The organism is Allobosea lupini (genome assembly GCF_900109525.1).
GTDB lineage: Bacteria > Pseudomonadota > Alphaproteobacteria > Rhizobiales > Beijerinckiaceae > Allobosea > Allobosea lupini.
The window spans coordinates 417357-441237 of record NZ_FOAN01000004.1; the positions used below are offsets into that span (position 1 = coordinate 417357).

The window sequence follows — 23881 nt, forward strand, 5'->3', positions numbered from 1 at the left end:
GTTACGGGTCCGTATCATTATCGCAGCGTGATCGTCGCGCAAGCAGAGCCACGCAGCAGGCTTAACGCACGCCGTAGAGCTGCTTCGCCAGCGCGTAGGTCAGCCGTGCCGCCTGGCATTCGCCGCCTTCGGGCCGGCCGGGCCTGGTCGAGGGGTTCCAGCCGTAGATGTCGAAATGGGCATAGGAGCGGCTCTTCTCGACGAAGCGGTCGAGGAAGAGCGCCGCCGTCACCGAGCCGGCAAAGGCGCCGCCGGAGACGTTGTTCATATCGGCGATCTTGGAATCGAGCATGCCGTCATAGGGCGGCCAGAGCGGCATGCGCCAGACCGGATCGTTCACTGCCGCGCTGAGACGGGCGATCTCGGCGGCAAGTCCGTCGTCATGGGTATAGAACGGCGGCAGATCGGGCCCGAGTGCGACCCGTGCCGCACCGGTCAAGGTGGCATAGTCGAGCAGCAGCTCCGGCGCCTCCTCGTCGGCGAGCGCCAGCGCGTCGGCGAGGATGAGCCGCCCCTCGGCGTCGGTGTTGCCGATCTCGACGGTCAGCCCCTTGCGGCTCCGCAGCACGTCGCCGGGCCGGAAGGAGGAACCGGAGACGGCATTCTCGACCGCCGGCACCAGCAGGCGCAGGCGCACCTTGAGCTTCGCCCGCATGATCATGCCGGCCGCCGCGATCGCCGCCGCCGCGCCGCCCATGTCCTTCTTCATCAGCAGCATGCCGGCGTCGGTCTTCAGGTTGAGGCCGCCGGTGTCGAAGGCGACGCCCTTGCCGATGAGGGTAACCTTCGGATCGCCCTCCTGGCCCCAGCATAGCTCGACCAGCCGCGGCGCCCGCGGCGAAGCCCGTCCGACCGCGTGGATCATCGGGAAATTGGCCGCGAGCAGATCGTCGCCGACGATGCTGTCGACCTCGGCTGCATGGCTCTCGCCGAGCGAGCGCACCGCTGCCTCGATCTCGGCCGGGCCGAGATCGGCAGCCGAGGTGTTGACGAGATCGCGCGCCAGCGCGCTCGCCTGTGCGAGATTGCTCAACTCCTCGCCGTCGACGCCGTCGGGCAGGACGAGCCGCGCCGCGGCGGCCTTGGGCTTGCGATAGCGCTCGAAACGGTAGGAGGTCAGCAGCCAGCCGAGCGCGGCGAGGCCGGGATCGCCGATATCGCCGGCCAAGGCATAGTCTCCCGGCGGCAGGATGGCGGCGAGGCGGCCGGGCGCAAAGGGGTCGCGCCGGCGCGGACCTGACGGATCGACGCCGAGCAGCACCACAGCGAGCGCGCCGGCGGCATCCGGCAGCACGACATGCTGGCCGGGCCGCGCCTCGAAGCCTTGCGCCTGCGCGAAGCTGCGTGGCAGCGGCGCGAACCCGTCACGCAAAGCCGGCCAATCGGTCCTGGCGACGCAATGGACTGGAATGGCGGATGTTCCGGCAGGCAGCAGCAACGGATGCACGGTCGACGTACCTCGAATGACGCAATCTCGAGCGCCAGCATGCAAGGCGGGCGCCGATCCGCATGATTAACAGTCCGTTAGGGTTAACGTTTTATCACCAGGAGCAACAGCTTTCCCGTATCGGCGAGGCATCCCAGGCCTATGTCCATCCGCATTCGCGCCCTCCGTTTCGGCCATCTCGCCGCGGCTTCAGCTCTCTGCCTCGCGCTCGGCGCCTGCCAGATGCGCGGCGGCCCCGGTGACGTCACCGGCTCGATCGGCACCCGGCAGACGCAGCCCCGCACGGAAGCGCAATGGCGCAGCGAAGAGGCCGATTGGGGCAAGCGCTACGATGCGAACCAGAAGGACCGCAACGCCGCCTTCTTCTATGCCCGCGCGCTGCGGGCGCTCGACAAGAACGCCCAGGCGCTCGCCATCCTGGAAGGCGCCGTGATCATCCATCCCGACGATCAGGAGTTGCTCGGCGCCTATGGCCGCTCGCTCGCCGACAATGGCCGCCTGAAGCAGGCGGACGACGTGCTCGGCCGCGCCCATTCGCCGGAGAAGCCGGATTGGCGCATCCTGTCGGCACAAGGCACCGTCGCCGACCAGCTCGGCGAGCACGATCGCGCGCAGCAGCTCTACGCGGCGGCATTGAAGCTCGTGCCGAACGAGCCGACGGTGATGTCCAATCTCGGCCTGTCGCTCGCCTTGTCGAAGCGCCTGCCCGAAGCCGAGCGCATCTTGCGTGAGGCGGCGACGGTGCCGGGCGCCGACGGCAGGGTGCGCCAGAACCTCGTCCTGGTGCTCGGCCTGCAAGGGCGCTTCCAGGAGGCCGAGCAGCTCGCCCGCCAGGACATGAGCCCGGCAGAAGCCTCCGCGACCATCGCCTATCTGCGCCGCTCGGTGAGCCAGCCCAATAGCTGGGAGATGCTGCGCGGCAAGGCCAAGCCGGCCGCCCGCACGGCCGCTCCCGAAAAAGCGCCCCAGCCGACCGGCTGATCGCCGGTCCTTCTTTGGTTCTAAGATTGGCTTGCGATTGCGTGAGATTGCGTTGTCGCGATCGGTAGCGCGGCCATTTGCGGGCAGGCCTCACCCTTCTACAGCATGTGATATACCATCGTGACCGCATCCGTTTGGATGCGCGATGATCTCGGGCTCGTCTTGCAGGATTGAGGCCTCAGGTTCGATCGCGGCGAGATCCGACTGTCAGAAGGCCCTGAGGGCCTTCAGCACCGCCGGGGTCATGATCACCACGAAGAGCACCGGCAGGAAGAACACGATCATCGGCACGGTCAGCTTCGGCGGCAGGGCCGCCGCCTTCTTCTCGGCCTCGTTCATCCGCTGATCGCGGCTCTCCTGCGCCAGCGTGCGCAAGGCGGTGCCAAGCGGCGTGCCGTAGCGCTCGGCCTGAATCAGCGCGGTGCAGACCGACTTCACCGATTCCAGACCTGTGCGCAGCGCGAGGTTCTCATAGGCCTGCCGACGTTCGGAGAGATAGGAGAGCTCGGCCGTGCAGAGCGCGAACTCCTCGGCCAGCGCCACCGATTGGCTGCCGATCTCGGTCGAGACCTTGCGGAAGGCGAGCTCGATCGACATGCCCGATTCCACGCAGATCAGCATCAGGTCGAGCGCATCCGGAAAGGCTAGCCGCATCGACAACTGGCGCTTGGCCATCGTGTTGGACAGGTAGATTTCAGGTGCCTTGATGCCGACATAGGCGGCGCCGATCACGATCCCTGCCCGTACGATGACGGTCTGGCCGAGATCGTTGAGCACGAACAGATAGAACAGCGCGAACAGGAAAAGGCCGATCGGGGTGACCAGCCTGAAGAAGAGGAAGCCGACCTCGGCCTGCTGACCGCGGAAACCCGCCATGACGAGCTGCCGCTTGGCGGTCTCGGTCCCCAGCCAATCGCCGAGTTTGAAGCGCTCGACAATGTTTCGCATGAATGCCTTCGGCTCCTGGCGGAGCGAGACCTTGTCCACCTGGCGCGCCAGCCGGTCGCGCTCCCGGGCGCGGATCTTGTCGCGTTCGGAGGCGACGGATTTCATGCGCTTGCCGAGGACGTTGCCTTCGAGCAGCGGCGCTGCCACGGTCATGATCGTGACGGCCACGGCCACCCCGCCGACCAGCGCGAGCAGGACCCTCAAGTCGGTGACGTTCTCGATCAGGAGCGCGAGCATAGCGAAAGCTCCTCAGATCTGGAAGTTGATCATCTTGCGCATGACCAGCACGCCGATCAGCATCCAGACGCCGCAGCCGACCAGCGCGATGCGCCCCGCATCCGTGTAGAAGAGGGCGTCCATGTAGCCCGGGCTCGTCAGATAGACGAGGCCGGCGACGGCAGGCGGCAAAGAGCCGATGATCGCGGCGGAGGCCTTGGCCTCCATCGACACGGACTTGATCTTGTCGCGCATCTTGCGGCGCTCGCGGATCACCCGAGACAGGTTGGCCAGGGTCTCGGCGAGATTGCCCCCGGTCTTCTGTTGGATCGCCAGGACGATACCGAAGAAATTGGCCTCCGCGCAGGGCATGCGCTCATACAGCTTGGTAGCGGCGTCGGTCAGCGGCAGGCCGAGCGTCTGCGCCTCGACGATCAGCCGGAACTCGGACTTGACCGGCTCCTGGGCCTCGTTGGCGATGATGCGCAGGCAGTCGTTCAGTGGCAGGCCCGATTTGATGCCGCGCACGATGACGTCGAGCGCGTTCGGGAACTCGTTGATGAAGCGCATCATCCGCTTCTTGCCGAGATGGGACAGGTACCAGCGCGGCAGGCCGAGCAGGCCGACGACGAAGCCGACCAGCATCACGACCCAGTTGCCCGAGGTGAGCAGAAGCACGACGGCCATGACGATGCCCAGGACGACGCCGAGCAGCCAGTACTGCTTGCGCGACCAGGACAGCCCGGCCTGTTCGATACGGCCTTCGATGGTAACCTTGTGGCGCGCCTTCTCGCGATTCTCGATGTCCTTCAGGCTCTGCGCGACCTGCCCGCGCCGGGCCTGGCTCTGCGCTTCGCGATCGGCCGCAGCCCGGATCGCGGCCGGGGCGGCGAACTCACGACGGCGCTGCTCGGCGCGCGCCTGGCCGCTCAGCCTCGGATAGAAGAGGGCATAGGCGATACCGCCCGCCGAGACGGCGGCTAGGATGGCGGCGGCGATCTGGCCATAGTCCATGGCGTGCCTTCTTCCTGCTCAGGCGTCGACCCGGCCATCGGCCTCGAGCTGGTCGAGCGCCGCGGCGAGCCGCTGCTCGTCGCCGAAATAGCGGGCACGTTCCCACAGGCGCGGCCGACCGATGCCGGTCGAGCGATGCCGGCCGATCAACCTGCCATTCGGGTCCTCGCCGAGGATGTCGTAGACCATCAGGTCCTGGGTGATGATCACGTCGCCTTCCATGCCCATCACCTCGGTGATGTGGGTGATGCGGCGCGAACCGTCACGCATGCGCTGCGCCTGGATGATCACGTCGATCGAGGAGCAGATCATCTCGCGCAGGGTCTTCGAGGGCAGGCTGAAGCCGCCCATGGTGATCATCGACTCGATACGACTCAGGCACTCGCGCGGCGTATTGGCGTGCAGCGTGCCCATCGAGCCGTCATGGCCGGTGTTCATCGCCTGGAGCAGGTCGAAGGCCTCCGGCCCGCGCACCTCGCCGACGATGATACGCTCCGGCCGCATGCGCAGGCAGTTCTTGACGAGATCGCGCATCGTGATCGCACCCGACCCTTCGAGGTTGGGCGGGCGGGTCTCCAGGCGCACCACGTGCGGCTGCTGCAACTGGAGCTCGGCGGCGTCCTCGCAGGTGATGACGCGCTCGTCGTGCTCGATATAGTTGGTCAGGCAATTGAGCAGCGTCGTCTTGCCCGAGCCGGTGCCGCCCGAGATCACGATGTTGCAGCGGACCCGCCCAATGATCTTCAGGATCTCTGCGCCAGGCGGCGAGATCGCGCCGAAACGCATGAGCTGGTCGAGCGTCAGCTTGTCCTTCTTGAACTTGCGGATGGTGAGGGCAGGCCCGTCGATCGCCAGCGGCGGCGCGATCACGTTGACGCGCGAGCCGTCGGCGAGACGCGCATCGCAGATCGGCGAGGATTCGTCGACACGGCGGCCGACCTGGCTGACGATGCGCTGGCAGATGTTCATCAGCTGCGCGTTGTCACGAAAACGGATGCTGGTGAGCTGGATCTTGCCGCCGGTCTCGATGAAGGTCCGGCCGGCGCCATTGACCATGATGTCGGCGATATCGTCGCGCGCCAGCAGCGGCTCCAAAGGTCCATAGCCGAGCACGTCGTTGCAGATGTCGTCGAGCAGCTCCTCCTGCTCTGCGATCGAGAGCACGACATTCTTCAGCGAGATGATCTCGTTGATGATGTCGCGGATCTCCTCGCGAGCCGACTCGCCGTCGAGCTTGGCCAGCTGCGAAAGGTCGATCGCTTCGATCAGAGCACCGAAGATCATGCTCTTCATCTGATAATATTCGTCGGACCGCGGCATGTCCGCCGGTGCTGGTGGCGGCGGCGGCGCCCGCCGCGCCTCGACAGCCGCGGGTCGCTGCTCGGCCGCGCGCATCGGCGCAGGCGCCGCGGCGCTCGGCGCGCCTGCCAGAGCCGGGGCTGTCTGCTGTCGCTTGCCGAACATGGGTCAGGCCTTCCGACGCATCAACTTGGCCACCAGGGGCTCGAACAGGCTGCGCTTGCTGCGCTTCTGCTCGCCGCGACCGGTGAGAACCGTCCCGATCTGCACGAAGGCGTCCGCCACCTTGCTGCCCGGCTGGACCTCGGCGATCATCTGGCCGTTATTGGCCGCGGTACCGAAGAGCTGGGCGTCGAAGGGGATCGACGTCATCACCTCGATCCCGACCGCCTTGGCGAATTCGCTCGCCTCGATCTCCGGCCGCTTGGGCAAGCCGACCTGGTTGAGGATCAGGCGGGGCACGGAATCGTTCGGCCGGGCGGCACGCAACAAGTCCATCAGATTCTTGGCGTTGCGCAGCGAGGCGAGCTCTGGGGCGGCGACGATCGCGACCTCGTCGGCGCCGACCAGCGCCCGCTTGGCCCAGCCTGTCCACAGATGCGGCACGTCGAGCACGATGCAGGGGACGCTGGCCCGAAGCAGGTCGAGCACGAGCTCGAACGCGTCCTCGCCGAGATCGACGGTGCGGTCGAGCATCGCCGGAGCTGCGAGCAGGGAGAGATTCTCGCTGCAACGCGACAGGAGCCGGTCGAGCATGTTGGCGTCGAGTCGCTCCGGCGCGAACACGGCGTCGGCGACCCCCTGGGGCGGATCCTGGTTGAAATCCAGCCCAGCGGTGCCGAAGGCGATGTCGAGATCGGCGATCACCGTCGAGGCGTCGAGATTGCGGGCGATCGCCCAGGCGACGTTATGCGCGACGGTCGAAGAGCCGACGCCCCCCTTGGCGCCGACAATCGCGATGGTGCGCCCCAGCGTCGCCGAACCCGACGTCGCATAGAGTTCGGACAGGGTACGCAGCAGGTCGAGGACCCCGAACGGAGCGACCAGATAGTCGCTGACGCCGCGCCGGATCAGCTCGCGATAGAGCTGGATGTCGTTGACATGGCCGATGACGACGACCTTGGTACCGGGGTCGCAGCTCTCCGCGAGTGCATCGAGGTTGGAGACCAGCACTGCCGGTTCCCTGACGGTCTCGAGCACGATCACATTCGGCGTCGGGGCGCCGCGGAAGGCCTCGACCGCCGCCGCCGGGCCGCCCATCTGGACGCGCGCCTGGACCTTGTCCATGCGCCGGTCGGCGGTCACCGCCTGCATCGCCGCGGCGACGTCCTGCGTCTCGCAGAAGGCCTGCAAGGTGACGCGCGGCAGCGGCGCGATGATCTCGTCGCCGCCAGTCTCCGGCTCGAATCCCGGCATGCTCGCCATCATTTGCCTCCGACGGCGTCGCTGATCTTGGTCTGCTCCTGGCGATACTGCGTCGAGGGATCCTTGCCCTCGCGCAGCTTCTTGATCGCCTCCATGCGCTTTTGCGTGTCGAGGCGGCCCTCGCCGCGCGCGCGCACCAGATCCAGCGGATCGGCGATCTGCGCCGCGAGATTGGCCTGGGTGGAGCAGCCGAAATTCCAGTATGGCTCGTTCATCGCATCCGTCTTGTAGCTGGCGACGCCGAGATCGACCGGCCATTGCCCGCAGGAATGCGGGAGCCCGGCCTGCAAGGAGGCGTAGGTCAGGCGGATCGGCGATGCGAGCCCGGGATCGGCGATGCGATAGGTCCTGACCGAAAGCGCGCCGGGCGAGACGCCGGCCCGGGCGAGCGAGCGGCGGATGCCGTCGAGCGTGTCATGAGTCGCAAGATCGCGCCCGGTCCCAGTCGGAACCTCGGCAACCAACCCGCCCTTGCCGCTGCGGCGATAATCCTCGCCGAAGCGGGCGACGTCGTCGGCCTGGCGCGGGTCGAGCGCGCCGCCAGCCCGGCCGACGAAGACATCGAGCGAGCGCGGCGCATCGCGCAACACGATCGGATGACGCTCGCGGATGTCGGTGGGAATGCCGGACGTCGAGATATCGCCCTTGGCGCAGGCTCCGAGCAGGAGCGCGGCACCGAGCGTGACGGGCAACGCTGCCTTGTATGTCCGAGAGGGCTTGCTGGTCACGATCGCCATCCTTGTCGCGGCCCCGTCATCAATCGGCGATGAAGCCGACGCGGCCCTTGTAGGCCTGCGGAATCGGCCCGCCGCTCGTCGACCCGTAGATCTTGTTCAACCGGCCCATCAGGATCGTCTGGGCATCATGCGCCTCGACGAAGCCGTCATCCGGGCGCTGCAACCCGTTGGGGCCGACCGGCTTCACGATGTAGGGGGTTACGGCGATCATCAGCTCGGTCTCCTCGCGCTGATAGTCGCGGGAGCGGAACATCGCACCGATGATCGGGATGTTCATCAGAGCCGGCAGCCCGTTGATGGCCTGACGCGAGACGCGCTGGATCAACCCGGCTGTCGCCAGCGTGCCGCCCGACGGCAGTTCGACAGTGGTGTCGGACTTGCGCACGCGGAAGCCTGGCGCGTTGACCGCGATTGTCTCGGTGGGGTTGAGGCGCAGCTGGTTCTCGAAATCGAGCTCGGTGACCTCGGTGGCGATGCGCATCGAGATCTTGCCCTCGGACATCACGATCGGCGTGAAATTCAGGGAGACGCCGACCGGCTTGTACTCGATGTTGAGATTACAGCGGTTAGTCGTGTCGCAGGAATACCCTTTCGGGACCGGAATCTCGCCGCCGGCAGTGAACTTGGCACTCTCGCCGGAGATCGCCGTCACGGTCGGCTCGGCCAGCACGCGGGACAGGCCGGCGCGCTCGAGCGCTCGCATCGTTATGTTGGTCGAGTTGCCGATGCCGGCGCCGATCGCGGTTGCCGCCAGCTGCTGAGGTTGCAGCGAAAACGGGGTGTCGATCGTCGGGGTGATGCTGAACTTGCCGAGCTTCCACTCGCCGGTCGAGTTGATGCCGAGTTGCTTGATCGCCTTGCGCGATACCTCCGAAACGGTGACCTTGACCATGACCTGGTCGCGGCCGCGAATGGTCAGCGAATTGATCACCGCGCCCTTGGTCGCGTTCGCGCCCTCGCCGGAGATGCCGACAAAGGCATTGGCGATGTCCATGGCCTGCGTCGCCTCGGAGGCGCTCGAGACATTGCCGACCAGCAGGATTGAATTCCCGGCCGGTTTGACCTGGATGTCGGCGCCCGGCATGGCCGTGCGCAGCGTCGTGCGGAGCACGTTGAGATCGCGGCCGACCTCGATCTCCAGCGCCGTGATCTGTTTGCCCTCGGCGTCCATCACGAACATCGAGGTCGAGCCGTCGGCCATGCCGATGACGAAGAGCTTGCGGGCCGAGCGGACCACTGCGTTCGCCACCTTGGGATTGGCGACGAAGACCTCCTTGGCATCGCGCGGCAGTTCGACGATCAACGAGCGGCCGATCGAAAGATCGAGCCGGCGCGAAATCGCGTGCTCGCTGGCCCCGACGTTCAGAACCGGCGCCGCCCCCTTGCCCTGCGCAAGCGCCGGACCGGCGCAAAGCGGCAAGGCCAGCGGCAGAATCGCCAGAGACAATGCAAGGGCACGCTGCGGCCGACGCACTAGCGGATTGGAGTTCGACATGGACATCATGGCTTCACCGCCTTGGTGACGACGCCGTAGCGCACAAGCGTGAGGCCGCCGTCATCGACCGGAGTGCTCTTATCGCCGGCATCCTGCAGGCTGCGCAGCGCCAGCGAGAGGCTGCTGGTCTTCTGTGCCAGCGTCACGGCCTCGACCTGCTTCGGGTCGAGCTCGAGCGTCGCGGTCTCGCCCACGACGACCTTTTCGCCGTTCTTCTCCTGGATGCTCTGGCCGATCGCCAGAACGCGGACATTGGCGATCAGGGTCTCGCTGACCGGCGGCGACCCATCCTTGGAGTTGCTGTCGTCCCGGCTCGTGCGGATCACATCGACACGGTCATTGGGCAGGACGAAGCCGCCGGCGGTGTTGGCGCCGCGATTGTCGGTGGTGATGGCGACGGCGCGCTTGCCGGCTGGCAGGATCGCCGAAAGGAAACCGGAATCGGCCTTGAGCAGTTTATCGCGGCGGATCGGCTCCGAGCCGTACAGCGGCGCGCGGGCGATCTGGCCGATGAATTCGGCTTCGCCTCCGGGAAGGTCCTGGCGGCGGATCACCTCGGTAGGCAGGCTCGCCAGCGGCCAGGCCAGCCATTTCAGATCGCCGGCCGAAAGCTTGTTGCCGAGCGGGACATCTGCGGCGGCCACCAGCACCTCGACGGTCGGTGCCGGCTCGTATTTCGTCACCGACGGCGTCGTGACCTTTGGCGGTCGGCCGATCAGGAGCGCAGCCCCGAGGCCGGCGACGACCGCTATGGCGAGAATGATGATGCGGGCGGAACTCATGGCGCAGGATCCTTGGTCGGCATGCGCCAACCCTCAGCCGGATCGTGGCCTTCGAATCGTCAACTTATGGTTAACCGGAGGTATCTTTTTGTGCGTATCGGCGGTGCCGGTGCGTGGCCGCCCGGTCAGGAACCGATCGCGGCGCGCCAGATCGCCGTCTCCGGCAGAACGACGAGCGCGGCGAAGGCGAGGGCGATGCCGTAGGGCACGCCTTCGTCCTTGTCGTGAAGGCGCTGCGCCCAACTCCAGCCCAATGCCGGGCGAGGCAAGGGCATACTCCTCAGGCTGAGCAACGCGAGGGTGAGGACTCCACCGGCCACCGCGGAGATGAAGAGATAGGGCAGCAGCTGATCGAAGCCGAACCAGAGCGCCGTCACCGCAGCGAGCTTAGCATCGCCGCCGCCTATCCAGCCCGCCGCGAAGAAGCCGAAGGTGACGCCGAGGACGAGGAAGCCGGCAGCCAGATGCCAGCCCAGCTGCATCCAGCTCAAGCCAACGCTCCCCGCGCAGATCGCGAAGCCGGCGACGAGAACCAGGCAGAGCCGATTGGAGATCGTCATCGACACCATATCGCTGGCCGCGGCGTAAGCCATGGCCGCGGGAAAGACGACGAGGATCAGGAAAAACGAGATCGACATCATAAGTATCCGATAAGGAGTCGCATGCGATCTTGCCGCGACTGCCTCACCAAAGGCTTACCAATTCGGCCGCCGAGCAGCTCCGAACCCCAGACGCAAAACGCCCCAGGATATCCCAGGGCGTTTCGCAGCGTTCGAGAGTAACCGCTAGGCAGACGCTTACTGGAGCCCTTGGTTGATCAGGCCGAACTTCGCGGTCAGGCTGGAGCCGATCGTGCCCCAGATGCCGATGCAGACGACCGAAATCAGGGCGGCGATCAGGCCGTATTCGATGGCGGTGGCGCCCGACTCGTCCTTAGCGAAGCGCGCGAACAGATTCTTCATGGGGTAGCTCCTTTGCACCACGTTTGACTGCTGCCTTCGCTCTAGATGGCTTCGGTCAGCGACAGGAGTGACAGTACGGCGCCCGTCTTGCCGATCAGTTAAAGAGACCCAATAATTCGCCGAATTTTATAGGTCTTCACTCGATGGTTAATACGCTTTTAGCGCGGCGCGTCAGTTAACGAGAGGTATAAACCCTTCGATACTTAAAATAAAACCCGCCCTGCAAATCAGACAAACGCCGCATGACGCTTCGTTAGCGTGCGCGCGCCGGCACCACAAAGCGTTCTTCATTGTGGGCGATCAGGCTTCCAGCACCGACGCGGGAGCCGGATTGGCTCGGGAAATCGCCATCTTAGCAATCCATTCATCATTTTCGGCTTTCCTCGTCGCGTTCGAAACCTTGAGACGCGTGCGAGGTCCATTGTGATGCCGGGATCGCGGCTCTTCCAATCCTTCCAGAGGCTGGCCCTTGCCGGACTCTTAGCGGCTGGCGGCTCGAGCCTTTCGGCCGATGTCGTGCGCGCGCAGGCCCGGCTTATTCCAGCGCCGGCCCCGGAAACGCGGGGTGAAACCGGCGATGCAAGAATCGAAGCGGTCCAGGTGACGGTCGATCACGCCAAGGTGCTGCGACTGCCCGAGAAGGCCCAGACGGTGATCGTCGGCAATCCGGCGATCGCCGACGTCACCGTCCAGCGCAACGGCGTGATGATCGTGACCGGCAAGAGCTACGGCGTCACCAACCTGATCGCGCTCGACGCGACCGGCGCCCTGCTGGCGGAATCCTCGGTCCGTGTCGGCGCCGCCAGCGATTCGATCCTGACGGTGCAGCGCGGCCTCGAGCGCGAGAGCTATTCCTGCACGCCGAGCTGCCAGCCGAGCGCCCAGCTCGGCGACTCCAAGGCGTTCTTCGACGGCACCAGCGGCCAGAGTGGGGCTCGCAACGCCGCGGCGACCGGGGCGGAGAAGAAATAGCTCCCCGCCCCGCGCGAGAGCAATCAGATCGTCTGGTTGTAGGCGCCGACCTCAGGGTTCTCGCGCAGAACGCCGTCGATCGCCTTGAACATCTCGCGCATACGCGCTTCAGAGACCGGGCTCTCGCAGACCACGACCAGCTCCGGCTTGTTCGAGGAAGCACGGATCAGGCCCCAGGTGCCGTCCTCGTTGACGACGCGCACGCCGTTGACGGTGATGACGTCAACGATCTTCTGGCCGGCGATCTTGTCGCCCGCCGCCTGCATCGCCTGGATGCGCTGGGTGATCTTGTCGCTGACGCCGTACTTGATCTCGTCGGCGCATTTGGCCGCCATGGTCGGCGTGCCCCAGGTCTTCGGTACCGCGGCATAGAGCTCGGCCATTGACTTGTCCGGGTTGCGATCGAGCATGTCGATCACGGCGATGGCGGTGACGACACCGTCGTCATAGCCGCGCCCGACCGGGGCGTTGAAGAAGAAGTGGCCCGACTTCTCGAAGCCAGCGAGTGCATTGAGGTCGCGGACCCGGCGCTTGATGTAGGAGTGCCCGGTCTTCCAGTAGTCGGTCTTGACGCCGAGCCTCTGCAATTCCGGATCGGTCGAGAACAGGCCGGTCGACTTGACGTCGACGACGAACTGCGCGCCCGGATTGAGCTTGCCGAGGTCGCGTGCCAGCATCACGCCGATCTTGTCGGCGAAGATCTCCTCGCCATGGTTGTCGACGACGCCGCAGCGATCGCCGTCACCATCGAAGCCGAGCGCGACATCGGCGCCGTGCTGCTTCACGGCATCGGCCATGGCGTGCAGCATCTTCATGTCTTCGGGGTTGGGATTGTAGCGCGGGAAGGTATGGTCGAGCTCGGCATCCATCGGGATGACCTCGCAGCCCAGCGCTTCCAGGATCTGCGGCGCGAAGGCGCCGGCCGTGCCGTTGCCGCAGGCGGCGATGACCTTGAGCTTGCGCGTGATCTTCGGACGGTTCGTCAGGTCGGCGATGTAGCGCGCCGGGAAATCGGGCACGAACTGATAGGAGCCGCCGCCCGGCAGGTCGAAATCGCCGGCGAGCACGATGTCGCGCAACTGCCCCATCTCGTCCGGGCCGAAGGTGACCGGGCGCTGCGCGCCCATCTTGATGCCGGTCCAGCCATTGTCGTTGTGCGAGGCGGTCACCATCGCGACGCAAGGCACATCGAGCTCGAACTGGGCGAAATAGGCCATGGGCGACATGGCGAGGCCGATGTCGTGGACCTTGCAGCCGGCCGCCATCAGGCCGGTGACCAGCGCCATCTTGATCGAGGAGGAATAGCTGCGGAAGTCATGGGCGGTGACGATCTCGGGCTTGACGCCCATGCGCCTGATCAGCGTGCCCAGCCCCATGCCGACGGCCTGCACGCCCATCAGGTTGAGCTCTTTCCCGAAGAACCAGCGTGCATCGTATTCGCGGAAGCCGGTCGGCTTCACCATCGGCAGCGATTCGTACTCGAAGGTGTTGGGGAAGAGCTCGGGCAGGGGCTTCGGAAACATCGGGCCATCCAGTTTCGAGGACATCATGCAGCGAGCAGGCCACAGGCTACATGAATGCAGCCTGAGCATGACAGGGCGGGAACGCAAGGCCGGCATAGCCGATCGTCACGACGTTGGGAACCGACACGCGCCGCTCAGCCGCGCAGGACCATGCGGCCGCCCTCGACCTGATAACTGCGCAGTCGGCGCAGGAAGGAGGTGCCGAGCAGGCTGATCGAGAGCGCGCCGGCCGGCATCACCACGGCCTCGACATCGCGGACCGAGATGTCGCCGAGCCGGACTTCGCGCAGCATCGTCTTCGCGCCTCGCACCACACCGTTGGCCGTGCCGAGACTTACTGAGTAGGCGGAGCGGTCGGGCCTGATCCCGAGCGCCCGCGCGTCGCCGTCGGTCAGCACGATCAGGCTCGCGCCGGTGTCGACCATCATCCTGACGCGATAGTTGTCGATCGACGGATGGACGAGATAGTGGCCGCGATAATCGGCATTCACCGTCAGCACGCGCTCGGCCGTCGCCGGCATTGCTGGGCTCGAAGCCGCGCTCGCGGGTGCGGGGGCCGCGCTCGTCATCCGGTCGAGACTGCCCGCCGCATGGAAAGCGGCAAGGCCGGCGATCCCGGCAACGCCCAGGAACCACAGGACCGGCCGCTGGGCCATGATCGATTTCCCTTTCCCGCCTCGTCCCGGCGACGCTGCCGACAAAGGTGCTGACCAAGAGTAAACCGAGGCGCCGAAACCAGCGTCGCCGGCGCGGTCTCGCTTCGCCGAGCGCGTTCAGTCCTAATCGGTCGTCACCGGAGTCGGTCGCATTCGAGACAAAGCTCGCTCGCTACAGGACGCTCTTGCCGGCCAGGGCCTCGATCGCCTCGCGACGGGGCACGCTCGGCTGGGCGCCGGCAACGGTGCAGGCGAGCGAGCCGGCGGCAAGCCCGCGCTGGAGCGCGCCGGAAAAGCCGAAGCCGGCCTGCAGCGCCGCGGCGAAGGCGCCGACGAAGCTGTCCCCCGCCGCGACCGTATCGACGGCATCGACGACCGGCGCCTCGAGCCGGCGCCGAACTCCGCCATGCCAGCCGACCGCGCCCGCGCTCCCTAGCGTGACGATGCAGGCGATGCCGCGCTCACCGTCGATACGCCGGGCGATCGCGTCGGGCTCGGTCTCGCTCCAGCCGAGCGAGCCGGCGAGGATCAGAGCCTCGTGCTCGTTGACGATCAGTATGTCGGTCAGAGCCAGTAGTTCCGGCGCAGGCTCGCCGGCCGGGGCGAGGTTGAGGACGACCCGGCCGCCGCCGGCGCGCATCGCCCGCGCCGCCCGCAGGCACTCGCCCTCCGGCACCTCGCGCTGGAGCAGCAGCAGGTCACCCTCGCCCGGCCGCAGCGTCTCGACTGCATCGGCTTTGGCCAGCGCGTTGGCGCCGGCCGCGACCACGATCTGGTTGGAGCCGGCCGCATCGACGGCGATGAAGGCCGCGCCGGTCGGCGCCTCGACGCGCGCGACATGGGCGAGGTCGACGCCATCCTCAGCCAGCAGCCCAAGCGCGATCTCGGCGAAGCCGTCGCGCCCGACGGCACCGACCAGTGTCACCTCGGCGCCGGCGCGGCGGGCTGCCAGCGCCTGGTTGGCGCCCTTGCCGCCGGGATGCAGCGCATAGCCCGGCCCAAGCACGGTCTCGCCGGCGCCGGGCAGGCGTTCGACGGGCGTGACCAGATCGACATTGAGCGAACCGAAGACGGTGATCATGCCGCAAGGCCCCGCGCGAGGCGGGTGACGCCGGCGACGAAGGCATCCTCGGGCGTGGTCAGGCCATGGTCGAGCCCCGCGGCGGCCAGCGCCCGGCCATAGCTCCCGGCGAGCACGCCGTCCGCCACCAGGTGCAGATTGGCGAGGTCGCCGAACAAAGCGCGGGCACCCTCGATCTCCTGCGCCACCAGCAGGGCGGAGAGGTAGGGACCGACAGCGCCGCCCTGCATGCGCCCGCCGAGGACATCGCTGCGGGCGTGGAAAGCGGCGTTGAGCAGGCCGCCCGGCCGCTGCGCTGCGGCGAGCCCGCGCCTTGCGCCCTCGGCAGCATCGTCACCGACCGGCTCCGTCGCCAGGCGGGACAGAATCGAGTGCTCACGCAGCAGGCCGTAGATCTCGCCGGTCATGAAGCTGGCGAAGCGGGTGATGCGGCCGCCCTTGACCTCAGCCCATTTCGAATGGGTCCCGGGCAGGCAGGCGACGCCGTCGGTGAGCCCAAGGCCGACGATCAGCGTCTCCTCGCCGCGCATCACGTCGAAGGCGCCCTCATCGCAGGAGAGGCCGGGCAGGATGGTGGCGCGCGTGCCGTCGTCGAGCGTGACGGCAAGGCCGGCTGCCGCGATCTCGTCCGGGCTCGCCGGGCAGGCGACATAGGGCGCCTCGACCCAGCCATTGCGGCTGCCGACCATGCCGGCGAGCAGCACGGCCGCGTCGGGCCGCGCCTGGCGGAACTCGCCGGCGATCTGCGCGAAGGCGGCCGGGAAGCCGCCAGATGGCACCGACTGGATGCCGCGATCGGCGACGCGCTTGCCCAGCACCGCGCCATCCTCGCCGACGAGGAAAGCGCGGGCTCGCGTCGTGCCCCAGTCGAGCGCGATCAGGGGTGTGGGCATGGCAGGCTCCGGCGGAATTGCATGGCTTGTCCGGCGTTCCGGCCGAGGCGAAGCGAAGAGGCGTGGAATCTCCCCGGCCAGCGCGGCCCGGTCAAGCCCGGCCGGCCCTTGACGATACCTCGTGCCGGCGCAATCGAGGCGAGGGGAGCGGGTGCCGCGTTCGTCCCTCCGATTGCCGAAGGACACTGCCATGCTCACGCTCTCGTCAGGCCGCTATAAGGCCCGGATCGCCCCCGACGCCGGCGGGACGATCGCCACGCTCGATTGGCAGAAGCCGGACGGGACCACGCTGCCGCTTCTTCATGCGCCCGCGGGTGTCGCGCCGCAGACGGAGACACCGAACAAGTTCGGGGCCTGGGCCATGCTACCTTTCGCCAACCGCGCCTTCGACAGTGTGGTCGACGACGGCCATACCCGCTTCAGCGTGCCCTCGAACAATCCCGCCGGGACGATCCACGGGTTCGGCTGGCAGTCCGCCTGGCAGGTCGAGGAACAGTCCGCCGGTCATACCCTGCTGGTGCACCGCCGGACGGACGGCGCGGATCCCTATCGCTACCTCGCCAGGCAAGAGATCCGGCTGGGCGAGGACGGTATGACCGTGACACTTGGATTGACCAACGAGGCCGACCAGGCCCTACCGTTCGGCATGGGCCTGCATCCCTGGTTTCCCTGCGCCGCCGACACCCGCCTGCGCATGACGGCCACCGGCGCGTTGATCTTCGGCGACCAGTTCCGCGCCACCGGCAAGCAAGCCTTCGGCGATGGCGGCCCCTACGCCGGCAACCCGGTTTTCGCCACCGGCGCCGAGACCGCCTGGAGCTTCCTCGGCTGGGACGGTACCGCCCGGATCGAGACGCCCTCGACCGGCCTCGCCATCACGCTGAGCGCGAGCGAGAACCTGCGCTATCCCGTGGTCTGGGCGCCGGCCGGCGTCGATTTCCTCTGCGCCGAGCCGCAGAGCCACGCCGCGGGAGCGCCGAGCGAAAAGATCGTGCGCGAGGCCTCGCCGCTCTCCCGGCTGCAACCGGGCGAGACGCTGGCAGGCTGGGTGCGGATCGCCGCCGAGGCGATCTGAACCTCGAAGCTAGCGCCAGCCCGGCCCCGACAACGGCTGGAAGCCGATCGCGCCGGCCGGGATGGCCGGTCTGAGCAGCATCTGCTCGCGTGCTTCGCCCCAGGCCGGCCCCTGGCGCTGCTGCTTGGCGGTCAGCACGGCCTTCTGCGTCTTGATCTTGGCCTTGGCGATCTTGTGCTTGCCGCCCGAGGACGCCTTGGCGAAGCGCGAGAGATTATCGGGCGCGGCGCCGTTCAAGGCGATGCGCGTGTCGCCAGCGCCGTGCTTCTTGACCAGCGCGAAGAGCTTGGCGGCGTTGGCCGGATGCAGGCGGATGCAGCCATGCGAGGCCGGGCGGCCGAGCGCGCCGACGGCTGTCGTGCCATGGATGGCGTAGCCGCCGCGGAAGAACACGGCATAGGGCATCGCCCCGCCATATTTGCGCGAGTACCAGCTGCGCTCGAGCCGGGTCGGGCGATAGACTCCGTTGGGCGAGCGGAAGCCCTTGCGGCCGGACGAGATCGCCCAGTTGTAGGTTTCGCCATCGCTGGTGGCGACGCTCATGCGCTGGTTGGCGATATCGACGCGGACATCGACCTTGGCCTGCGCCGCGGCGAGGCCGGCGAGCGAGGCGCATAAGAAAGCGAGAATGCCGAGAAGGCGGGACATGACGCGACTCCTGAACGACGCAACCTGAAGAAAACGGCTCTTTGGTCGCTGTCGCTCGGGCGCGTGCGCCATGCGAAGCCAGCCCCGGCCTTGCCCTAAAGGAATCCCGAGGGGCCGATGCTTGTAAAGCTGAAACCGCTAAAATGGTTTCCAGTCGCGTCCTGTTGAAGCGACTGTCCTGCGCTAGTCGAAGAACACGATCCAGGCGAGCAGCGCCGCGATCAGCCAGAGCGCCCAGTTGCCCCAGCGGTTGCGCGCTGCTTCCGCCCGGCCGATCGCCTGGATGCTGGCCTCGTCGAGCGAGAAGCCGTGGCGCGACGACTCTTCCAGCTGACCGAGCACGCGCTCGGCCCGGCCGACCGTCTCCGGCAGGTTGGCGAGGCTCACCGCCAGGGTGCGGACGCTGCGGCCGGCATCCTCGATGCGCCCGATCGGGCCGAGATTGCGCGTCAGCCAGTCGCGCACCACCGGCTCGGCCGTGGTCCACATGTCCAGATGCGGATCGAGCGTGCGGGCGACGCCCTCGACCACGACCATGGTCTTCTGCAGCATGACGAGCTCGGTGCGCGTCGCCATGTCGAACAGGCCGGTGATCTCGAACAGCAGCGTCAGCACCTTCGCCATCGAGATCTCGTCGGCGCGCTTGTCGTGGATCGGCTCGCCGACTGCCCGGATCGCCTGGGCGAAGTCGTCGACCGAATGGTGCGGCGGCACATAGCCGGCCTCGAAATGCACCTCGGCGACGCGGCGATAGTCGCGCGTGATGAAGCCGAACAGGATCTCGGCGAGGAAGCGCCGCTCCTTGTGGCCGAGCCGGCCCATGATGCCGCCATCGACCGCGACGAGCCGCCCCTGCGCATCGACGAACAGGTTCCCCGGATGCATGTCGGCATGGAAGAAGCCGTCACGGATCGCGTGCCTGAGGAAGGACTGGATGACGTTGCGGCCGAGGGCGACCATGTCGTGCCCCGCAGCACGCAGCGCTTCGACATCCGAGAGGCGGATGCCGTCGATCCATTCGTCGACCAGGATTTCGCGGGCGGTCAGCTGCCAATCCGGCACCGGCACGCGGAAATCGGCATCCTCCCTGGTGTTCTCGGCGAATTCGGAGAGCGCCGCCGCCTCCAGGCGCAGGTCCATCTCCATGGTGACCGAGCGCGCCAGCGTCTCGACGATGGCGACGAAGCGCAGGCGCCGCGCCTCGGGCGAGCGGCTCTCGGCGAGCTGCGCACCGAAGCGCATCGCCGCGAGGTCGCGGTGGAAGCGGTCGCGGATGCCGGGCCTGAGGATCTTGACCGCGACCTCGCTGCCGTCCTTGCGGCGGGCGCGGTGGACCTGCGCGATCGAGGCGGCAGCGACCGGCTCGCCGAATTCGGCGAAGATCGCCTCGGCCGGCTTGCCGTGGGCGGCTTCGATCGCGGCGCGGGCCTGCGCCATCGGGAAGGGCGCCATCCGGTCCTGCAGGGCCGAAAGATCCTCGGCGATCTTCATGCCGACGACATCGGGCCGCGTCGCCAGGAACTGGCCGAACTTGACATAGGACGGGCCGAGGCGGGTCAGCGCCGCGGCAAGCCTCGTCGCGGAGGAGCCGGCGCCGCGCCGCTCGATCAGGCGGCCGAGCGCGATCAGGCCCCGCGCCGCCGGCGGCAGCACGGACGGATCGACGAGCGCGAGCGCGCCCTCGCGCGCCAGCACGAAGCCGACCCGCGCCGAGCGGGCGAGATGGGCGAGCGCGGAGATCATGCCGATAGCAACGCGGAACGCGCCTTCCTCGTCATGGTCGGGCTTGCCCCAACCATCCACGTCTTCCTTCGGGCAGCGCGGTGTTCAAGACGTGGATGCTCGCCACAAGGGCGAGCATGACGGCGGTGGGCAGTCACGGCCTCAGCCTCACTCACAGCTTCCAGCCGGAATGCAGCGCCACGACCCCGCCGGTCATCGGCGTGAAGCTGGCACGACGAAAGCCGGCGTCCGCGATCATGTTGGCGAAGACCTGCGGACGCGGGAACTTGCGGATCGACTCGACCAGGTACTGGTAGGGCTCGGATTCGCCCGTCACCATCCTGCCCATCGGCGGGATGACGTTGAACGAATAGGCCTCGTAGATCTTGTCGAGGACAGGCACGTCGACATGGCTGAACTCGAGGCAGAGGAAACGGCCGCCGCGCTTCAGCACGCGATAGGCCTCGGCCAGCGCCTTCTCGATGCGCGGCACGTTCCGGATGCCGAAGGCGATCGTATAGGCGTCGAAGCTGTTGTCCGGCAACGCCAGCTCCTCGGCATTGCCCTGGACGAAGCGGATGCGCTCATCCTCCGGAAAGCGCTTGTTCGCGCGCTCGCGGCCGACGGCCAGCATCTCGGCGTTGATGTCGAGCACGGTGACATCGGTCTGAGGGCCGCCCTCCTCCAGCACCTTGAAGGCGACGTCGCCGGTGCCGCCGGCAACGTCGAGATGATGGAAGGCCCGGTCGCGCGGCGGCTTCAGCGCGGTGAGCAAAGCTTCCTTCCAGACACGGTGCAGCCCGGCCGACATCAGGTCGTTCATCAGGTCGTAGCGGCCGGCGACCTTGTGGAAGACGTCGTCGACCTTGGCCTGCTTCTCGCCGAGCGGCACGTTCTCGAAGCCGAAATGGGTGGTGTCGGAGGCTGCTGTCACGGTTGGGCCGCTCTTGTGTTCGGGTGAGGCGATGAATAGCGAAAGCGTCGGGGCTTGTCGCGGGCCCTCTCGACGCATGCTGAAGAGCCGATGCCATGCCTGAACTTCCCGAGGTCGAAACCGTCCGGCGCGGCTTGGAGCCCGCCATGCTCGGCGAGCGCTTCGCACGCGTCGAGCAGAATCGGCCCGATCTGCGCTTCCCCCTGCCCGAGCGCTTCGCCGAGCGGCTGACCGGCCGGCGCATCGAAGCCCTGTCGCGGCGGGCGAAATACCTGATCGCCGATCTCGACGACGGCCAGGCGCTGGTCATGCATCTCGGCATGAGCGGGCGCTTCATCGTCGAGGCACCGGGCACGAAGCCGACCGAGCCCGGCGCCTATTACAACGAGATCGGCCGGCACCTGATCCACGACCATGTCGTCTTCCATCTCGGCTCGGGCGCCCGCGTCACCTACAATGACGTCCGCCGCTTCGGCTTCATGGATCTGCTGCCCCGCGCCGGGCTCGAAACCTCCAAGCATTTCGCCGGGATGGGCATCGAGCCGCTCGGCAACGAGCTCTCCGGCGAGCTCCTGGCGAAGCTGTTCTCAGGGAAGATCGCGCCGCTGAAGGCGGCGCTGCTCGACCAGCGCCTGATCGCCGGGCTCGGCAACATTTATGTCTGCGAGGCGCTGTTCCGCGCGGGCCTTCATCCGGAGGCCGAGGCTGGCTCGCTGGCGACGCCGACCGGCAGGCCGCGCGACAAGGCGCATCTGCTGGCGCAGATCATCCGCGATGTGCTGGAGGAGGCGGTCGCCGCTGGTGGCTCGACCTTGCGCGACTTCGCCCATGCCGACGGCTCGCTCGGCTATTTCCAGCATCGCTTCAAGGTCTATGACCGCGAGGACGAGCTTTGCGTCACGCCGGGCTGCGGCCATCTGGTCAAGCGTCTCGTGCAATCGGGCCGCTCGACCTTCTATTGCGAGAGCTGCCAGAAGCGGGGCTGAGGATCATGCCGGACACGCCTCGGCCGAGCGGCAGGATCATCCTGCTCAACGGCGCCTCCAGCAGCGGCAAATCCTCGCTGGCGCGCGCCGTCCAGGCCCGGATCGAGGAGCCGTTCTGGCACATCTCGATCGACCATCTGCGCGATTCGGGCGTGCTTCCGACAGCGCGCATCCGCAGCGGCGAATTCCAGTGGACCGCGATGCGCGACGCCTTCTTCGAGGGCTTCGAACAGTCGCTGCTCGCCTATGTCCGCTGCGGCAACAATCTGATCGTCGAGCACATCATGGAGAGCCGCGCCTGGCTGCTGCGTCTGGCCGGACTTCTGGCGGGGCAGGACGTATTCTTCGTCGGCCTGCATTGCGATCTCGGCGAGCTGGAACGGCGCGAGGCCGCCCGCGGCGACCGGCGAATCGGCGATGCCCGCCGCGACTTCCACCAGGTTCACAGCTATTGCCGCTACGATGCCGAGCTGGATTCGGCCGTCGCGCCCGAGGCCAATGCCGACAGGCTGATCGCCGCCTGGCGTTCGCGCGCGACGCCCTCGGCCTTCCAACGCCTGCTCGCCGAGGCCGGGCCGGCCGCCTGATCAGGCGTTTTCGATGAGGCGCGCGAGGTTCTCCAGCGTCGAGCGCAGGCCGGCATCGTGATCGGCCTTGCCGATGCCCGCGGGAACGTTTTCGCACAGGATCGTCACCTCGGTGCCGTCACGCACCTCCTTGAAGCGCCAGGTCATCGTCATCGTGCCGGCCAAGGCCGGGTCATCCGAGACGAAGCCGACCTCCCAGACGATGCGCTCGCCAGGATCGAGCGCGACGAAGCGACCTTCGACGATGTCGCTGTCGGCCGTAGCCTTGCCGGGAGCCCCGCTTGGATCGTCATAGGTCAGGACCATGCGGTAACTGCCGCCCGGATGCGGCTCGAAGCGCTCGATCGTCGCCCGCATCCCCTTCGGCGGCAGCCAGCGCGACAGCACGGCCGGGTCGGCGAAGGCATTGTAGACCGCCCCGGGCGAGGCCTTGACGAGGCGCGAGGCGGTATCGGTTCGGGTTTTGCCGGTCATGCGCACCTCCTGCTCGGCGGCCGTGCCCGATCAACGCGCGAGGTGGCCCAAGGGGACCAACTGCGGCGACTAGCCTTTCACCACGCTCCTGAATGCGGCCGAAAGCGCGGCGAGGGCATCGCGCGGGCGCCCATCCCTGACCCGCGTGTGCAGCAGAATCGGCAGGCGGGGCAAATCGGGCAGACCGAGCCTTTGTCCGACATCGACCGCGCCGAAGGGCAGCATGCGCGGCGCCAATGCTGCGATCCCGAGCCCGGCGGTGACGGCAGCCACGACCGCCGTGACGCCACCGCCGACGAAGCTCTCCGTCCAGGATATGCCGGCCTCGTCAAGGAAGCGCCCGGCGATCACGCGCACGCCGCACGGCTCGGCCATGGTGGCGACCGGCAGCGGCTCGCCCGGGCGATGCTGCCAGCTTGGCGCCGCGAACCAGCCGAACTTCTCGTCGGCAAGCTGCTCGCCATCGCTGCGCCCGGCATGCAGGCGCACGATCACCGTGTCGAGCTCACGCCGGTCGAAGCTCTGGAGCAGTTCACTGGACGTCCCGATCCTGATCTCGATCACCAGCTGCGGGTCCTGCGCGTTCATGCGCGCGATCAATGCCGGGAGGTCCGGCCCCGCGACATGGTCGCTGATGCCGATGACCAGCCGCTCTCGGGCCGAGACGAAGGCGGACAGCGCGCGCTCATGCACCTCCAGGAGCTGGCGGGCATGGTCGAGGAAGGCCGCGCCACGCGCCGAGAGCTCGACATGCCGCGGCGTACGTTCGACGAGCCGGCATCCCAGCCGCTGCTCGAGGCGCTTCAGTTTCAGGCTGACGGCAGCCTGCGTCGTCCGCATCGCCTCGGCGGCGCGCGTGAAGCTGCCGAGATCCACGATACGAACGAAAGCCTGGACGGCATCGAGGTCGAGCGGAGCCGATGTCATTTTCATTCGTTATGTCTGAAATCAGGGTCAATAGCGTTCAAAAATAGCTGGGTTGTCGCTAGCGTCAAACCAGTACGAACGCCCTTGGCGACGGCCG

At 67.3% G+C, this 23881-nt stretch carries 24 protein-coding genes; 5 read left to right on the forward strand and 19 right to left on the reverse strand.

What is annotated here, in order from left to right; genetic code table 11:
• Nucleotides 1-61: 61 nt before the first annotated feature.
• Complete coding sequence (locus BMZ21_RS14625; RefSeq protein WP_208862285.1) at nt 62-1447, reverse strand: leucyl aminopeptidase family protein; 1386 nt, start codon at nt 1445-1447, stop codon at nt 62-64.
• 141 nt (nt 1448-1588) lie between these two features.
• Between BMZ21_RS14625 and BMZ21_RS14630 the strand changes: the two genes are divergently transcribed.
• The gene (locus tag BMZ21_RS14630) at nt 1589-2428 is read left to right on the forward strand and encodes a tetratricopeptide repeat protein (RefSeq protein WP_091835554.1); all 840 of its coding nucleotides are present in this window, start codon (nt 1589-1591) and stop codon (nt 2426-2428) included.
• A 207-nt stretch (nt 2429-2635) separates the two neighbouring features.
• Here BMZ21_RS14630 and BMZ21_RS14635 read toward each other — a convergent pair whose 3' ends face one another.
• The 9 genes from BMZ21_RS14635 to BMZ21_RS14675 form a co-directional block, all read right to left on the reverse strand.
• Entirely contained in the window at nt 2636-3613 is a 978-nt protein-coding gene (locus tag BMZ21_RS14635) for a type II secretion system F family protein (RefSeq protein ID WP_091835557.1), read from the reverse strand.
• Between the two features lie 12 nt (nt 3614-3625).
• Nucleotides 3626-4606, reverse strand: coding sequence for a type II secretion system F family protein (locus BMZ21_RS14640; RefSeq protein ID WP_091835561.1), 981 nt, complete (start codon nt 4604-4606; stop codon nt 3626-3628).
• Nucleotides 4607-4624: 18 nt separating this feature from the next.
• The gene (locus BMZ21_RS14645) at nt 4625-6070 is read right to left on the reverse strand and encodes a TadA family conjugal transfer-associated ATPase (protein ID WP_091835564.1); all 1446 of its coding nucleotides are present in this window, start codon (nt 6068-6070) and stop codon (nt 4625-4627) included.
• Nucleotides 6071-6073: 3 nt separating this feature from the next.
• Nucleotides 6074-7321: a CpaE/TadZ family protein gene (locus BMZ21_RS14650; RefSeq protein ID WP_091836080.1), complete on the reverse strand. Its 1248-nt coding sequence runs from the start codon at nt 7319-7321 to the stop codon at nt 6074-6076.
• Nucleotides 7322-7329: 8 nt separating this feature from the next.
• Nucleotides 7330-8058: a CpaD family pilus assembly protein gene (locus tag BMZ21_RS14655; RefSeq protein ID WP_244543844.1), complete on the reverse strand. Its 729-nt coding sequence runs from the start codon at nt 8056-8058 to the stop codon at nt 7330-7332.
• A 28-nt stretch (nt 8059-8086) separates the two neighbouring features.
• Entirely contained in the window at nt 8087-9571 is a 1485-nt protein-coding gene (locus BMZ21_RS14660; protein WP_091835570.1) for a type II and III secretion system protein family protein, read from the reverse strand.
• A complete protein-coding gene (gene cpaB / locus BMZ21_RS14665) occupies nt 9568-10344 on the reverse strand; it encodes a Flp pilus assembly protein CpaB (RefSeq protein WP_091835573.1) in 777 nt (258 codons plus the stop codon). Before cpaB ends, BMZ21_RS14660 begins: the two co-directional genes overlap by 4 nt.
• Before the next feature lie 125 nt (nt 10345-10469).
• Nucleotides 10470-10982 (reverse strand): A24 family peptidase, encoded by a 513-nt coding sequence (locus tag BMZ21_RS14670; RefSeq protein ID WP_091835575.1) that lies wholly within the window; start codon nt 10980-10982, stop codon nt 10470-10472.
• A 159-nt stretch (nt 10983-11141) separates the two neighbouring features.
• A complete protein-coding gene (locus BMZ21_RS14675) occupies nt 11142-11306 on the reverse strand; it encodes a Flp family type IVb pilin (protein WP_091835578.1) in 165 nt (54 codons plus the stop codon).
• 426 nt (nt 11307-11732) lie between these two features.
• On the opposite strand from BMZ21_RS14675, the gene BMZ21_RS14680 reads away from it, so the two are divergent.
• Nucleotides 11733-12278, forward strand: a complete 546-nt coding sequence (locus BMZ21_RS14680) for a pilus assembly protein N-terminal domain-containing protein (RefSeq protein WP_091835581.1) — start codon at nt 11733-11735, stop codon at nt 12276-12278.
• 23 nt (nt 12279-12301) lie between these two features.
• Here the strand turns inward: BMZ21_RS14680 and BMZ21_RS14685 are convergent, their stop codons facing one another.
• The 4 genes from BMZ21_RS14685 to BMZ21_RS14700 form a co-directional block, all read right to left on the reverse strand.
• A complete protein-coding gene (locus BMZ21_RS14685) occupies nt 12302-13801 on the reverse strand; it encodes a phosphomannomutase/phosphoglucomutase (RefSeq protein ID WP_091835584.1) in 1500 nt (499 codons plus the stop codon).
• A gap of 134 nt (nt 13802-13935) precedes the next feature.
• Nucleotides 13936-14457, reverse strand: a complete 522-nt coding sequence (locus BMZ21_RS14690; protein WP_091835588.1) for a retropepsin-like aspartic protease family protein — start codon at nt 14455-14457, stop codon at nt 13936-13938.
• A gap of 172 nt (nt 14458-14629) precedes the next feature.
• Nucleotides 14630-15538 (reverse strand): ribokinase, encoded by a 909-nt coding sequence (locus BMZ21_RS14695; protein WP_091835591.1) that lies wholly within the window; start codon nt 15536-15538, stop codon nt 14630-14632.
• On the reverse strand, nt 15535-16431 hold the full coding sequence (locus tag BMZ21_RS14700; RefSeq protein WP_167561641.1) for a 2-dehydro-3-deoxygalactonokinase: 897 nt from the start codon (nt 16429-16431) through the stop codon (nt 15535-15537). The genes BMZ21_RS14695 and BMZ21_RS14700 overlap by 4 nt, the downstream gene beginning before the upstream one ends.
• Nucleotides 16432-16621: 190 nt before the next feature.
• Between BMZ21_RS14700 and BMZ21_RS14705 the strand changes: the two genes are divergently transcribed.
• Nucleotides 16622-17506: an aldose epimerase family protein gene (locus BMZ21_RS14705; RefSeq protein WP_091835597.1), complete on the forward strand. Its 885-nt coding sequence runs from the start codon at nt 16622-16624 to the stop codon at nt 17504-17506.
• Nucleotides 17507-17515: 9 nt separating this feature from the next.
• Here BMZ21_RS14705 and BMZ21_RS14710 read toward each other — a convergent pair whose 3' ends face one another.
• The 3 genes from BMZ21_RS14710 to ubiE all read right to left on the reverse strand — a co-directional run bounded on the left by BMZ21_RS14710 (nt 17516) and on the right by ubiE (nt 20810).
• On the reverse strand, nt 17516-18154 hold the full coding sequence (locus tag BMZ21_RS14710; RefSeq protein ID WP_091835600.1) for a L,D-transpeptidase: 639 nt from the start codon (nt 18152-18154) through the stop codon (nt 17516-17518).
• A gap of 183 nt (nt 18155-18337) precedes the next feature.
• On the reverse strand, nt 18338-19897 hold the full coding sequence (gene ubiB, locus BMZ21_RS14715; RefSeq protein ID WP_091836082.1) for a 2-polyprenylphenol 6-hydroxylase: 1560 nt from the start codon (nt 19895-19897) through the stop codon (nt 18338-18340).
• A gap of 151 nt (nt 19898-20048) precedes the next feature.
• The gene (gene ubiE / locus BMZ21_RS14720) at nt 20049-20810 is read right to left on the reverse strand and encodes a bifunctional demethylmenaquinone methyltransferase/2-methoxy-6-polyprenyl-1,4-benzoquinol methylase UbiE (RefSeq protein WP_244543845.1); all 762 of its coding nucleotides are present in this window, start codon (nt 20808-20810) and stop codon (nt 20049-20051) included.
• A gap of 95 nt (nt 20811-20905) precedes the next feature.
• On the opposite strand from ubiE, the gene mutM reads away from it, so the two are divergent.
• Both mutM and BMZ21_RS14730 read left to right on the forward strand, forming a co-directional pair.
• The gene (mutM, locus tag BMZ21_RS14725; protein ID WP_091835605.1) at nt 20906-21796 is read left to right on the forward strand and encodes a bifunctional DNA-formamidopyrimidine glycosylase/DNA-(apurinic or apyrimidinic site) lyase; all 891 of its coding nucleotides are present in this window, start codon (nt 20906-20908) and stop codon (nt 21794-21796) included.
• Between the two features lie 5 nt (nt 21797-21801).
• Nucleotides 21802-22383: a chloramphenicol phosphotransferase CPT family protein gene (locus BMZ21_RS14730; protein WP_091835608.1), complete on the forward strand. Its 582-nt coding sequence runs from the start codon at nt 21802-21804 to the stop codon at nt 22381-22383.
• On the opposite strand, the gene BMZ21_RS14735 is transcribed toward BMZ21_RS14730, so the two are convergent.
• Both BMZ21_RS14735 and BMZ21_RS14740 read right to left on the reverse strand, forming a co-directional pair.
• Nucleotides 22384-22857: an SRPBCC family protein gene (locus tag BMZ21_RS14735; RefSeq protein WP_091835611.1), complete on the reverse strand. Its 474-nt coding sequence runs from the start codon at nt 22855-22857 to the stop codon at nt 22384-22386.
• A 69-nt stretch (nt 22858-22926) separates the two neighbouring features.
• Complete coding sequence (locus BMZ21_RS14740; protein WP_091835615.1) at nt 22927-23784, reverse strand: LysR family transcriptional regulator; 858 nt, start codon at nt 23782-23784, stop codon at nt 22927-22929.
• Nucleotides 23785-23881 lie beyond the last annotated feature (97 nt).

What these genes read in the sequence shown, in the direction of transcription:
- BMZ21_RS14730 (WP_091835608.1), top strand. Translation starts at nt 21,802, where the DNA reads ATGCCGGACACGCCTCGGCCGAGCGGCAGGATCATCCTGCTCAACGGC.
- BMZ21_RS14695 (WP_091835591.1), bottom strand. Translation starts at nt 15,538, where the DNA reads ATGATCACCGTCTTCGGTTCGCTCAATGTCGATCTGGTCACGCCCGTC.
- BMZ21_RS14645 (WP_091835564.1), bottom strand. Translation starts at nt 6,070, where the DNA reads ATGTTCGGCAAGCGACAGCAGACAGCCCCGGCTCTGGCAGGCGCGCCG.
- BMZ21_RS14680 (WP_091835581.1), top strand. Translation starts at nt 11,733, where the DNA reads ATGCCGGGATCGCGGCTCTTCCAATCCTTCCAGAGGCTGGCCCTTGCC.
- BMZ21_RS14710 (WP_091835600.1), bottom strand. Translation starts at nt 18,154, where the DNA reads ATGTCCCGCCTTCTCGGCATTCTCGCTTTCTTATGCGCCTCGCTCGCC.
- BMZ21_RS14690 (WP_091835588.1), bottom strand. Translation starts at nt 14,457, where the DNA reads ATGGCCCAGCGGCCGGTCCTGTGGTTCCTGGGCGTTGCCGGGATCGCC.
- BMZ21_RS14735 (WP_091835611.1), bottom strand. Translation starts at nt 22,857, where the DNA reads ATGACCGGCAAAACCCGAACCGATACCGCCTCGCGCCTCGTCAAGGCC.
- BMZ21_RS14650 (WP_091836080.1), bottom strand. Translation starts at nt 7,321, where the DNA reads ATGCCGGGATTCGAGCCGGAGACTGGCGGCGACGAGATCATCGCGCCG.
- BMZ21_RS14640 (WP_091835561.1), bottom strand. Translation starts at nt 4,606, where the DNA reads ATGGACTATGGCCAGATCGCCGCCGCCATCCTAGCCGCCGTCTCGGCG.
- BMZ21_RS14670 (WP_091835575.1), bottom strand. Translation starts at nt 10,982, where the DNA reads ATGTCGATCTCGTTTTTCCTGATCCTCGTCGTCTTTCCCGCGGCCATG.
- BMZ21_RS14700 (WP_167561641.1), bottom strand. Translation starts at nt 16,431, where the DNA reads ATGCCCACACCCCTGATCGCGCTCGACTGGGGCACGACGCGAGCCCGC.
- BMZ21_RS14660 (WP_091835570.1), bottom strand. Translation starts at nt 9,571, where the DNA reads ATGATGTCCATGTCGAACTCCAATCCGCTAGTGCGTCGGCCGCAGCGT.
- BMZ21_RS14675 (WP_091835578.1), bottom strand. Translation starts at nt 11,306, where the DNA reads ATGAAGAATCTGTTCGCGCGCTTCGCTAAGGACGAGTCGGGCGCCACC.
- BMZ21_RS14630 (WP_091835554.1), top strand. Translation starts at nt 1,589, where the DNA reads ATGTCCATCCGCATTCGCGCCCTCCGTTTCGGCCATCTCGCCGCGGCT.
- ubiB (WP_091836082.1), bottom strand. Translation starts at nt 19,897, where the DNA reads ATGATCTCCGCGCTCGCCCATCTCGCCCGCTCGGCGCGGGTCGGCTTC.
- mutM (WP_091835605.1), top strand. Translation starts at nt 20,906, where the DNA reads ATGCCTGAACTTCCCGAGGTCGAAACCGTCCGGCGCGGCTTGGAGCCC.
- cpaB (WP_091835573.1), bottom strand. Translation starts at nt 10,344, where the DNA reads ATGAGTTCCGCCCGCATCATCATTCTCGCCATAGCGGTCGTCGCCGGC.
- BMZ21_RS14740 (WP_091835615.1), bottom strand. Translation starts at nt 23,784, where the DNA reads ATGACATCGGCTCCGCTCGACCTCGATGCCGTCCAGGCTTTCGTTCGT.
- BMZ21_RS14685 (WP_091835584.1), bottom strand. Translation starts at nt 13,801, where the DNA reads ATGTTTCCGAAGCCCCTGCCCGAGCTCTTCCCCAACACCTTCGAGTAC.
- BMZ21_RS14635 (WP_091835557.1), bottom strand. Translation starts at nt 3,613, where the DNA reads ATGCTCGCGCTCCTGATCGAGAACGTCACCGACTTGAGGGTCCTGCTC.
- BMZ21_RS14705 (WP_091835597.1), top strand. Translation starts at nt 16,622, where the DNA reads ATGCTCACGCTCTCGTCAGGCCGCTATAAGGCCCGGATCGCCCCCGAC.